This window comes from Paenibacillus nuruki (genome assembly GCF_963311185.1).
GTDB lineage: Bacteria > Bacillota > Bacilli > Paenibacillales > Paenibacillaceae > Saccharibacillus > Saccharibacillus nuruki.
The window spans coordinates 1,581,994-1,594,092 of the sequence record NZ_OY725677.1; the positions used below are offsets into that span (position 1 = coordinate 1,581,994).

Annotated in this window: 9 protein-coding genes; 8 read left to right on the forward strand and 1 reads right to left on the reverse strand. The window is 39.3% G+C overall.

The window, feature by feature from the left end; translation table 11 throughout:
* The first annotated feature begins 434 nt into the window (after nt 1-434).
* From RCP16_RS07100 to RCP16_RS07120, 5 genes are all read left to right on the forward strand, one after another.
* Nucleotides 435-1,856 (forward strand): aldehyde dehydrogenase family protein, encoded by a 1,422-nt coding sequence (locus RCP16_RS07100; protein ID WP_308641998.1) that lies wholly within the window; start codon nt 435-437, stop codon nt 1,854-1,856.
* A gap of 523 nt (nt 1,857-2,379) precedes the next feature.
* A complete protein-coding gene (locus tag RCP16_RS07105; RefSeq protein ID WP_069329789.1) occupies nt 2,380-3,978 on the forward strand; it encodes a M4 family metallopeptidase in 1,599 nt (532 codons plus the stop codon).
* Nucleotides 3,979-4,298: 320 nt separating this feature from the next.
* A complete protein-coding gene (gene glpX, locus RCP16_RS07110) occupies nt 4,299-5,369 on the forward strand; it encodes a class II fructose-bisphosphatase (protein ID WP_069328718.1) in 1,071 nt (356 codons plus the stop codon).
* A gap of 145 nt (nt 5,370-5,514) precedes the next feature.
* Nucleotides 5,515-6,324 carry a (2Fe-2S)-binding protein gene (locus tag RCP16_RS07115; protein WP_308641999.1) on the forward strand — a complete coding sequence of 270 codons (810 nt, stop codon included), beginning with the start codon at nt 5,515-5,517 and terminating at the stop codon, nt 6,322-6,324.
* Nucleotides 6,325-6,822, forward strand: a complete 498-nt coding sequence (locus tag RCP16_RS07120) for a metallophosphoesterase family protein (RefSeq protein WP_069328716.1) — start codon at nt 6,325-6,327, stop codon at nt 6,820-6,822.
* Nucleotides 6,823-6,927: 105 nt separating this feature from the next.
* On the opposite strand, the gene RCP16_RS07125 is transcribed toward RCP16_RS07120, so the two are convergent.
* Nucleotides 6,928-7,401: a hypothetical protein gene (locus tag RCP16_RS07125; protein WP_069328715.1), complete on the reverse strand. Its 474-nt coding sequence runs from the start codon at nt 7,399-7,401 to the stop codon at nt 6,928-6,930.
* Nucleotides 7,402-7,821: 420 nt separating this feature from the next.
* Between RCP16_RS07125 and RCP16_RS07130 the strand changes: the two genes are divergently transcribed.
* From RCP16_RS07130 to RCP16_RS07140, 3 genes are all read left to right on the forward strand, one after another.
* A complete protein-coding gene (locus tag RCP16_RS07130; protein WP_308642000.1) occupies nt 7,822-8,502 on the forward strand; it encodes a pectate lyase in 681 nt (226 codons plus the stop codon).
* A gap of 291 nt (nt 8,503-8,793) precedes the next feature.
* Nucleotides 8,794-10,860, forward strand: coding sequence for an ArnT family glycosyltransferase (locus tag RCP16_RS07135; protein WP_308642001.1), 2,067 nt, complete (start codon nt 8,794-8,796; stop codon nt 10,858-10,860).
* Between the two features lie 247 nt (nt 10,861-11,107).
* Entirely contained in the window at nt 11,108-12,055 is a 948-nt protein-coding gene (locus RCP16_RS07140) for an NAD(P)/FAD-dependent oxidoreductase (protein WP_139129255.1), read from the forward strand.
* The last annotated feature ends 44 nt before the right edge of the window (nt 12,056-12,099 follow it).

A 12,099-nucleotide genomic window follows, 5' to 3' on the forward strand; every position in this document is an offset into this window, starting at 1 on the left:
TCATCTCGTGTCTATTTTTATAGTTAATAAGTCTTGGTTTTTAAGTAATGTAAAAATATCACATTTTGTCGAATATGTCGATACATTTTTAAATATTTTTTCATTAATTGTATTTTAATGTATTTTCAAAAAGGTTTTAATATTAAGGCGTTATCTATTATTGTCCTTTTAAATCTATCTTTTGTCGCTTTTTTAATCCTTTTATTGTTCCAACAAATTATATTTCGGTAAAATTTTAAAATAATGTATAGATGTCGAAAAAAATAATATTTTAAAACTCGAAATGTCGAATATAGTCGAAATTAATATAGTTAAAAAGACCTTATTTTTAACAAATTGAAATAATAGAACATACTTTGATATGAAAAAGGGTATTGAGTAGGAGTGTTCATTTACGATGAAGCTTTATTTTGAATAGCGAAAGGAAGATTACAATGGATCAAAAACATTTATATATTAACGGAGAATGGGTGAAAGCTAGTTCGTATACTCCTTTATATTCTCCCTACAATCGTTCTCTTATTACAGAAGTGGCAGAAGCGAACGCAGAAGAAACGAAGCAAGCAATTACTGCTGCTTATGAAGCTAAAGAGACTATGCGTGCGATGCCAGCTCATCAGCGAGCCTCTATTTTGGAAAAATTAGCTTCTCTATTAGAACAACGATCTGAAGAAGCAGCTCAATTGATAGCTCTAGAAGGCGCCAAGCCGATTCAAGCCGCTCGTACTGAAATTGGGCGTACTGTCGAAACGTATAAATTTGCAGCAGAAGAAGCCAAACGGATTCATGGTGAAACGATCCCACTGGATGCTTCGGTCAGTGGAGAAGGAAGAATAGCGTATACAGTCAAAGAGCCTGTAGGTGTAGTTGGAGCGATTACTCCTTTTAACTTCCCTATGAATCTGGTTGCACACAAAGTGGGTCCTGCTCTTGCCGCTGGAAATACGGTTGTATTGAAGCCTGCGGAGCAGACACCATTGTCTTCTTTCTTATTAGCCGAGTTATTACAAGAAGCAGGATTGCCTGCTGGCGCACTTAATGTAGTGACAGGTGATGGTAAAGTGGTAGGAGATACGATTGTTACTGATGAACGTGTCAAAGCATTATCATTTACAGGTAGCCCGGGAGTAGGTATCTCTATTCGTTCCAAAGCAGGGCTGAAAAAAGTGACTTTGGAGCTTGGATCGAATTCTGGCTTGATTATTGATCGAGATACCGATATCCCGGCGATGATTAAGCGTGCAGTCTCCGGAGCATTTGGTAATCAAGGGCAAGTGTGTATTTCAATTCAGCGAATCTATGTACATCAGGAGATCTTTGAAGTGTTTGTTGCTCAATTTGTAGAAGCAACGCGTGCACTGAAGTTAGGTGATCCTATGAATGAAGATACCGATGTGTCGGCTATGATCGCACCGAAAGAACAGACAAGAGCGATAGAATGGATTGAAGAAGCTGTATCCCAAGGAGCAGAGATCGCTTATGGCGGTACAGTAGAGAATGATCTTCTGTTGCCAACTGTCTTATTACGAGTACATCCGGAAGTACGTGTAGCATGTAAAGAAGTTTTCGCTCCAATCGTAATGATTAACCCTGTGGCAGATATGGAAGAAGCCATTCGCGAAGTCAATCGTTCGGATTATGGATTGCAAGCAGGCATCTATACGCAACAACTGCAAACGGCATTTCATGCTGCTGAGAAATTAGAAGTCGGCGGAGTAATTGTTAACGATATTCCTTCATTCCGTGTAGATCATATGCCATATGGTGGAGTCAAACAAAGTGGGATAGGACGCGAAGGAATCAAATATGCTTTAGAAGAAATGTTAGAGACTAAGTTAGTTGTCTTTAAAAAATAAGCAGTCTGTTGAGTAATAATTTCCATTTTTATTGTTAAAATTATACTCATTCACGACCTGATTCTTATAACCTTTTTTCACTTTTTGTGAATCGGAATTTAAATAAGACTTAATTACTGCTGAAAAGTAGAATTAAGTCTTATTTACGTGCGTAAAATGAGGTACTTTTCCCCAAATGATACTAAACTATACACCCTATGTCAGATAAAACAGTGTTTTTCAACTTTTTCCATATTTTTATCTAAAAAGGTATTTATTTTTTTTAGGAATCATGATACGATTCCTTTCAGACGCAAGAGGAATCCACAAAATGATTTATTTGGTAAAATATGAGCGTCCAAAAGGAGGGGTACCGGTTACTGATTGTTGTTGTAGATGTTGCCCGCAGTTTGTAGCTGGCGCTTAGGCATTCCTAGAATGCTATCATTCAATTTTGGCAAAGGCTCGTAGGTACTTAGAAGAAAAGGAAGAATATTCGCAGACAGGCTATACCAAAAAAACCAAGTGAACAGGGGAGAATACTTTGAAAAAGACGTTTGGATTTATACTTGCCGGTAGTTTGTTGATTGGTGCTCAGGCTCCAGCTTTTGCTGCTTCTGCTAATGAAGTAACACCACTAGGAGATTACACTCCACAAGTGATTACACAATCTACTTTGGTGACTAGCGGATTGACAGGCGATGCAAAAGTATGGAAATTCTTGGACAGACAAAAACGTACAATTGCCGGAGATCAACAAGCAACTGCACAACAAGTTTTTGATATTACTAAACGTCAAGCAGATTCTTCTACAGGTACAGAACATTATCGCATCAACCAAATTTACGAAGGCGTTCCTGTATACGGCGCAGAACAAACACTACATTTCGATAAAACAGGAAATGTATCTTTGTATCTAGGTAGCGTTGTGGAAGACGTTTACGGTAAATTGAGTGATTCTAAAGATGCAAAAGCAGCTGTAACTCCAAAAATTAGCGCTTCTGAAGCAATCAAAATTGCTGAAAAAGATGCTGCTTCTAAAATTGGTTCACTAGGCGAAGCTCAAAAAGCACCAAGTGCTAAATTGTATGTATATGCTCCAGAAGATAAAGCTAGCTTAGCGTATGTAACTGAAGTTAACGTACTTACTCCTGAACCACTTCGTACACGTTACTTTATCGATGCGAAATCAGGTTCAATCTTGTTCCAATATGACTTGATTGAGCATGCTACAGGAACAGGTAAAGGCGTATTGGGCGATACCAAATCGTTCACAACAACAGTATCAGGTTCTAGCAACTTATTGATCGATAGCACTCGTGGAAAAGGTGTACAAACATATACGGCAGCTAACCGTACTTCCTTGCCAGGAACAACAGTATCCAGCACAAGCAGTACGTTTAACGATCCTGCTGCTGTAGATGCTCATACTTACGCAGAAAGAGTATATGATTTCTACAAATCTAACTTTGGACGTAACAGTATTGATGGTAATGGTCTAGCTCTTAAATCAACAGTTCATTACTCTACTAGATATAACAACGCATTCTGGAACGGAACTCAAATGGTATACGGAGATGGCGACGGTTCTACATTCATTCCATTGTCTGGTGACTTGGACGTTGTTGGTCATGAATTGACTCACGGTGTAACCGAGTATACAGCTAATCTTGAATACTACGGTCAATCCGGTGCGTTGAATGAAGCGATCTCTGATATGTTCGGTAACACAATCGAAGGTAAAAACTGGTTGATCGGTGATGCGATCTATACGCCAGGTACAACTGGTGATGCACTTCGTTACATGGACAACCCTGCTAAAGGTGGACAACCAGCTTCAATGTCTGCTTATGTAAATACAAGTGATGATAATGGCGGCGTACACACAAACAGTGGTATTCCGAACAAAGCATACTACTTGTTAGCGCAAGGTGGAACATTTGGTGGAGTGAACACTACAGGTATCGGTCGTTCACAAGCGATCCAAATCGTATATCGTGCATTGAACTACTACCTAACTTCTAGCTCTAACTTCTCAGCTTACCGTTCTGCAATGATCCAAGCTTCTACAGACTTGTACGGTGCAAGCTCTGCGCAAACAACAGCAGTTAAAAACTCTTTGAGTGCTGTAGGCATTAACTAATCTCGAATAGTTACATTCAAGAAGCAGTAAATGATCTCTTTGAGATTGTTTACTGCTTCTTTTTGTTTTCATTTGATAAAATGTGGTTATTTATATAAAATGAAATAATAAACACAGATTTATTTTCTTATTATGAAATAATTGTTGGTTATTTGTGAATAACGAGTCTGAAATCATCTATAATATTTATTTATCAAACATATAAATTTGTTTTAAAAGAAAATTTTCGTTAAAAACAACATTTTTGTTTGGATTGATGATATTATATGCTCTAGCAAACAACATTTATTTTTAAAATCCCAAATAAAGGAGTGGAAGACATGGAACGCGAAATGGCATTGGAAATTGTAAGAGTAACAGAAGTCGCGGCATTGGCTTCGGCTCCCTGGATGGGACGCGGTGACAAAAACAGCGCAGATGAAGCAGCAACACTAGCTATGCGTGCAATGTTTGACTCGGTATCGATCAATGGTACAGTCGTTATTGGTGAAGGTGAAATGGATGAAGCTCCAATGTTGTATATTGGAGAAAAAGTGGGAAATACAGATTCGCCAGAAGTTGATGTGGCTGTAGACCCGCTAGAAGGAACAGCTATTGTAGCGAAGGGGTTGAATAACGCACTTTCGGTTATTGCTGTAGCAGATAAAGGTAATCTTCTACATGCACCTGATATGTATATGGAAAAGTTAGCTGTAGGCCCTGCATTAGTGGGCAAGCTCAGTATTGAAGATCCTGTCGATGTGACTTTGCATAAAGCATCCAAAGCACTCGGTAAAAATATGGCGGATATCACCGTAATGATACTGGATCGTGATCGTCATGAAAGTATTATCAAAACATTACGTAAAGTAGGCGTACGGATCAAATTTATCAGCGATGGCGATGTAGCTGGCGCGATGGCTCCTGCTTTCCCCGAAGCAGGGATTGATCTGTATCTAGGTTCAGGCGGTGCACCAGAAGGTGTACTGGCGGCAGCGGCGCTATCTTGCCTTGGTGGAGAACTTCAAGGCAGACTGATGCCAGCCAATGCAGCTGAATTTGAACGCTGTCAGGCAATGGGTATCGAAAATCCGTACCAGATTCTTACGATGCAGGATATGATCGGCACCGACGATGTTATTTTTGCCGCAACAGGTGTAACGCCTGGTGAGATCTTGGGTGGTGTACGTTATCTGGCGGATGATCGTGCAGAGACACATTCAATTGTTATGCGTGCCAAAACCAAAACGATTCGTTATATCAAATCACTTCATTACCTACCGAACAAAGAAGTGCTTCACAAAGTAAGAAAGATTCAAGCAACAGGGCAACCTGAAGATCGCCGTGTAGCAGCTGTTGAATCGGTAGTCAGTAGCAAAAAGCAACCGGTCGAAGCGAAGCCAACATCTTAATCGCTGATATTGCATTTTTGATTTCAGTATTACTCTTTATAAAAAGACAGTCCTTGATAGAAGGGCTGTCTTTTTTTGTATGGATTTGAAGAATCACAGAGATTGGTATAGGATAAATGATAATGAATCTTACTAGAGGAAGGGTATGGACAGCATGGAACTTAGCTTAGATCATGACATGTTAAAAGCTAAATTTTATATCATCATCGAACCACATCCTGATGCGATATATAGTGCTTCTTTTGCAGAGTTGAGTACAGTGGTCGGGATGGAGAAGTTTTTACAGTTCTATGCTCCTTTGTTAAAAGCACCAGATACCGAACCTGCGGGCACATTTTTTTGTTCGTGGTTAGGTCGAATCGCATTAGCAGGGCAATATTATCTTTCCTTCTATAATAAGAGTATTGCACTTGAGCCGGATAGTTTAATTATGGATATGTATGAGAGTAATGGATATTGTCAGTTTGCTTTTCGACTTCAGCAATGGGGTGAAGAGCAAGGGCCGGATACACCTGAGGAACGAGCCTTATTCCGTCAGACTCATTTAGAACAGTTGTACCAACAAACGCTTCGTCCTATAGTCGAAGCGATCTCTGCGGTCACAGGAGCTCATGCGCGTGTCTTCTGGCGTCAATTTCCAAGTCAGTTTAATTATTTTGTGCAGACATGGCAACAAGAAGCATCTTCACCAGAGATTGTAGAGCATATTAAAGATGATCATCGGTATGTGACTTCTGAAATGAGTGCTGAACCTTTTGGATTAACGGTGAATCCATTGAATATGCGGACTCGTTATACGACCAGTATTCAAGGAGATCAACAGATTCCACTAAAAAGTGCTTGTTGTCTATATCATCGGATGGATGACGGGGATTATTGTTTCTCTTGTCCGAAGCTTAGCGAAACCGATAGAGATGAGCGTCGTTATGCTTATCAACAAAAGGAGGGGATTTAATTGATTATTGGAATTATATCGGATACCCATCTATCCAGTCGCAATCGTCATTTGCCTAATCATGTATTAGAAGGTTTACAAGGGGTAGATTTGATTTTGCATGCAGGAGATTTCTGTGATTGGTGGGTCTATGAGAAGTTGTCTGAATTAGCGCCTGTCGAAGCAGTCGCAGGTAATAATGATGGATCAGAGATTGTGGAGCGATTAGGACTACAAAAGATTATTGAAGCGGGCGGCAAGCGAATCGGCTTGGTGCATGGAGATGGATGGAAAGGGACGACACCGGATCGTGCTTTTAATACGTTTCCTAATGAAGCAGTGGATATTATTGTATTTGGACACTCGCATACACCATTGTCTGAAGTGCGAGAAGATATCTTACTATTCAATCCGGGTTCGCCGACAGACAAGCGCCGTGAGCCTCGATACTCTTATGGTAAGATCACGATCGAGGGCGATCAAGTATCTGCGGAACACTTCTTTTTTGATAAAGAATAATATATAGATCCTATATAAAAGGGTTGATGATGAGCGTATGTCGCTCAAATCATCAACCCTTTTTATGATGCCTATTTACGTATTATATCAGGATAAAGTAGTCGTTTACCATGCGGAATACTCTAGGTGAATCCAACTTGAGATGGAGCGTGTACTATCACTGGATAACGTAATTCGATACAGACCCGGTATAGGATCGTTAGGAGAAAGAGGTAATATACGATGCAAAAATCCACCTTGATTGCCGTCAATAATCTCTGTGACGACAGGTGTCCATTTTTCAGTAGACCATGAGTAAAATTCATAGGTCATGAATACACGCTCTCCTGGCAGTAATGTAACAGAAATCTCGGCATCTACATTGCCACCCGGGCCAATACTAGGACTGTAATACACACGATTATTTTGATCCATCGATCCTGGGAAATCGTCTTCTGCATATAATGAAGGTGTGATCGTATTTTCGCTAGATGAAGGGATCTCATTGTGCTCCATCGCCATCATCGAAGTGGGAGAAATAAAGAACGTCATCGTTAAGATCAATCCTATTACTGATGTAGCATATTTTGAATAGTTCATAACATATCCTCCTTGATAAGATAAAGATATATTCCTACTACAAATCCAATAGCGAGTGGGAACCTCGATGATCACCTCCTTACTCAAGTAGCAAAAAATCTGTTATCACAACTAAAAAGTAAACGTTACCATTTTACATCCTAATATTACTATATTTTCCATAATATTAATATAAGTAATTAGAAATAATGTAGGCTGTATAACGAATATACCGATATCAACAATGCAATAGGTCTATAACTATAAGGAAAAATGACTTTATTTTTACATAAGATATACAATTATAGGGTTATAACTTAAATATTTCCTTATATTCATATAGATAGAACTATTATTCGATGATATCGTTAACTTAAACCTGATAAACATGATTTTAAGTAACAGGTTGCATATTATACTTCAAAAGGAGCGATATCACTGATGAAAAAATGGTTAACAACAACTTTAGCGGCTACTTTGTTAGCATCAGTAGTTACAATTGTGCCGACAACTGCTGTACCAACAACAACTGTTGAAGCGGCAGGAGTACAAAACACTACCATTATCGTGAAAGCAGGGGAAGTGTATGATGGCAAAGGAGCACGTTTCATCGCAGGAAGTGCTCTTGGAGATGGCAGTCAAAAAGAAGGTCAAAAACCTATTTTCCGTGTTGAAAATGGGGGCACATTAAAAAATGTAGTACTGGGTTATCCAGCGGCTGATGGCGTACATACTTATGGCAACGCCACTCTGGAGAACATTGTCTGGGAAGATATCGGTGAAGACGCAATGACAATCAAAGAGAGCGGAACAGTTACGCTTAAAGGCGGTTCAGCTACCAATGGTGACGATAAAATGTTCCAAATCAATGCTGCTTCTACGTTTAAAGTGAGTAACTTTAAAGGTTCCAAAGCAGGTAAATTTATTCGTCAATTGGGCGGAAGTACATTCAAAGTGAATGTAACAATCGACAATTGCGATATCTCTGATATGAAAGAAGCTATTTTCCGTACAGATAGTTCAACAAGTACAGTGAAAATGACGAATACCCGTTACCACAATGTAGGCACTAAATTTATTGGTGTTAAAAACATTACGGAAAGTGGTAACACTCAATATTAATAGTTGACGATCCAGTTATTGGCGTACATGTTTTCCCAACTCTAACCCTGATTTGTCCTTGTTCTTAGCAAATCCCCCTTTGCTACTATAAATAAAACAGTTAACCTCCAACTCACATCGTAGTGAGTTAGGAGGTTCTTTTTTTGTGCATAATTATGCTTTATGTATCACAGAAATTGCATATTTAATCTTTTTTTAAGTAATTCATGATCTGAATTTAAGGTTTATCCTACACAATGAAATGACATAAAAAACATACATGTACTATTTATAGTCGGGGGAGGAACACCTATGGAAATAAGAGCAAATACAGTATCCAAATTGAGGATAGATATCCCACTTATTTTTATTTTAATCCTTTCTGCTTTTCTGAACATATGGAAGATTTGGGAAAACGGAAATGCGAATGCTTACTATACAGCAGCAGTAACCAGTATGCTTCAAAGTTTCCATAACTTTTTCTATGCTTCATTTGATCCCGGAGGATTTGTAACGATTGATAAGCCTCCTGTAGCGTTCTGGGTGCAGACGTTATTTGCATCTATTTTTGGAGTGCATGGATGGAGCGTCACATTGCCGATGGCATTAGCAGGTGTTGGATCGGTAGGTTTAATTTATCTTATTGTCAAACCGACTTTTGGAACGTCTACAGCACGTTTAGCAGCACTAATGATGGCGATCACCCCTGTAGCAATAGCCGTACAACGTTCCAATAATGTAGATAGTCTATTAGTATTCTGTTTGCTACTAGCAACATGGATGTTATTCAAAGGCGTGAAGCAACATAAAGCACTATGGATTATTGCCGGATTTTCGATGGTGGGTATTGCTTTTAACGTCAAGATGCTACAAGCGTATATGATCTTACCTGCCTTATATGTATTTTATCTTTTGGCTTACCAAGTTCATTGGAAAAAGAAACTATCTGTTCTAGCGATCGGAACGATATTGTTAGCAGGTATTTCGGTATCATGGGCAATGGTAGTCGATAGTGTACCGGCTAGTGAGCGACCTTATGAAGGAAGTAGTCAGACAAACTCTGTGATGGAATTAGCTTTTGGCTATAATGGACTGAATCGTCTAACCGGACAGACGTCTGTACTTGCACCAGCGAATGAGCTGAACAGCAGTCAGATTGCTCCTCCAGAAGGAGGTAGAAATACAGGAACGATGTTTAATATTGGCGATGCAGGCCCGCTTCGTTTATTTCAATCCAGTCTTTCCAGTCAAGCAAGTCTATTATTACCATTTGCGATCATCTCATTGATTGCATTATTTGCAGGTTTACGCCGAAAATGGCGTCGTCCAGATCATCTAGAAACTATATTCTGGGTGATATGGTTGCTTCCTGTTGCTGGCTTCTTCAGTATTGCAGGATTTTTCCATCAATATTATCTGATTATGTTGGCACCCCCTGTCGCTGTACTGGCTGCAACAGGATGTATGGCTCAATGGAAATTATATCGTGAAGAGCGTGGATGGCTATCATGGTTGCTGCCTATCAGTATTGCAGTAACAACTGCTTTTCAACTGTATGTGATCTATCCATTTAATGAAACGATCGGTTCAAGTTGGTTTTATATTATTGGCATTTTAGGATTAGGGTTGACGATAGGCTTGATCTTAGGCAAACGTCGTTCTATCTTCAAAGAAAGAAAAGCGTATCTAGCTTCTATGGCGATGGCAGTTCTTATATTAACTCCACTGTATTGGTCATCGTTCTCTATTGTAAATGCTACTGGCAATGTGGCTATTCCAGCAGGTGGACCTGAAGCGAAAGAAAGATTGGGCGGATTCGGAGGTGCTTCTGCTCGTCTAACAGCTCCCGGAGAAACACCTCCTGCGAGAACGCCTAATCGTGGCGGTATGTATCAGAGTGCCAATGAGAAATTATTACAATATGCGATGGAACACAATACAGGGGAAAAATATCTATTCGCTGTATCTAATGCAAGTACAGCTGCTCCTTATATTATCCAAACAGGCAAGCCTGTGATGGCAATGGGGGGATTCGGAGGCAGTGATCCGATTCTCACCGTAGATTCTTTACAAGATTTGATCAGCAAAGGAGAAATCAAATACTTTATGATCAATGGTATAGGGGGTCGTGGTGGTGAAGCTAGTGAAGTGATCACATGGATTAAAGCACACGGCACAGAAGTTCCTACGGAAGAGTGGCAAGATACGACCAGTACGGTTTTACAAAATAGCCTTTCTGGAGCTAATAATACTAAAGTTACAAGTTCTACTATGAACAGCCCTCTAAATGGGATGAATCGTACCCATAATGGCGGTGGATTCGGTGGGATGATGAGTGGCACATTGTATGAAATTACACCCGCAGATATTAATTCATAAGATTGTATAAATACTATCCTCTTTTTCTTGTAGATTCACTCTACAGAAGAAGAGGATTTTTGTAATATTGATTCGATTGCGTTTCATAATATATAAGAGGTTTACATATTATCTTATACGATCTTTTTAATTGTAAGTAAGTATCGAACATCTACTAACGTACACTTGTACGTGAATGATCTATATGGAGAAACCAAAGTCAGTGTTAATTATAAAAAGAAAAAAGGACTATAGGAGGGTAATATTTATGATTAGTGATAACACATTATATGATTGCATTATTGTAGGTGGAGGCATTGCAGGATTACAGGCGGCTATTCAGTTAGGCAGATATTCTGCACATGAAGTACTGGTGATTGACGCTGGACATGGACGTTCTACTTTGTGCCAGAACTACGGAAACATTCTTGGATTTCCAAATGGTGTCTCAGGCGAAGAATTGCGTAAGCTTGGACGTGAACATGCAGAACCATTAGGTGTACAATTTCATGAAGATCGCATTTTGGAAGCTCAACAAAAAGAAGATCATTTTCTACTCAAAGGTGCACAAGGAGAAAGTTATAAAGCCAAAACACTATTGTTAGCTACAGGCTTAATTGACCGTTTCCCACGATTACCGGGATTAGTTGAAACATTGGGTTATAGTGTATATGTATGCCCGGATTGTGATGGTTATGAGATTGAAGATCGTCGTACAGTCGTGATCGGTGCAGGAGAAGCAGGAGCACAAATGGCTCTTATTCTGTCAGAGCGTACTTCTGACTTAATCTATATCAATCATGAATCCAAGCCATTCCGTCCAGAAACGATGGAGCATTTGCAAGACAAACAAATATCGTATATCGAATCGGCTGTAGCTAAAGTGGATTATCATGAAGGTGGTATTATCCATAGTGTAGAGCTAGAAGATGGACAGACCATTGAAGTGGAACGTGGATTTATTGCTTTTGGCGGAAATCATGTCAATTCAGAGCTTGCCGAGCAATTAGGTGTAGAAACGATTCATAATCATCATATAGAGACCGATCCACGCTCTAAAATGAGCAATATTGAAAATGTATGGATTGCTGGTGATCTAGGGGCACATTCAGAACAAGCGAATATTGCTATGGGCGAAGGAGCACAGGCGGCGATATGGATTAATAAAACATTATTAAAAATGAAAAGTACTCCACAAAAGCAAACAGTAAATTAATAACTATATTTCTATAATATTCTAGAAAGCAAAAGACACTTTAA

Bases quoted from the DNA above. Each gene is read 5' to 3' on its own strand.
- RCP16_RS07100 (WP_308641998.1), top strand. From the start codon at position 435: ATGGATCAAAAACATTTATATATTAACGGAGAATGGGTGAAAGCTAGT.
- glpX (WP_069328718.1), top strand. From the start codon at position 4,299: ATGGAACGCGAAATGGCATTGGAAATTGTAAGAGTAACAGAAGTCGCG.
- RCP16_RS07115 (WP_308641999.1), top strand. From the start codon at position 5,515: ATGGACAGCATGGAACTTAGCTTAGATCATGACATGTTAAAAGCTAAA.
- RCP16_RS07125 (WP_069328715.1), bottom strand. From the start codon at position 7,401: ATGAACTATTCAAAATATGCTACATCAGTAATAGGATTGATCTTAACG.
- RCP16_RS07130 (WP_308642000.1), top strand. From the start codon at position 7,822: ATGAAAAAATGGTTAACAACAACTTTAGCGGCTACTTTGTTAGCATCA.
- RCP16_RS07135 (WP_308642001.1), top strand. From the start codon at position 8,794: ATGGAAATAAGAGCAAATACAGTATCCAAATTGAGGATAGATATCCCA.
- RCP16_RS07140 (WP_139129255.1), top strand. From the start codon at position 11,108: ATGATTAGTGATAACACATTATATGATTGCATTATTGTAGGTGGAGGC.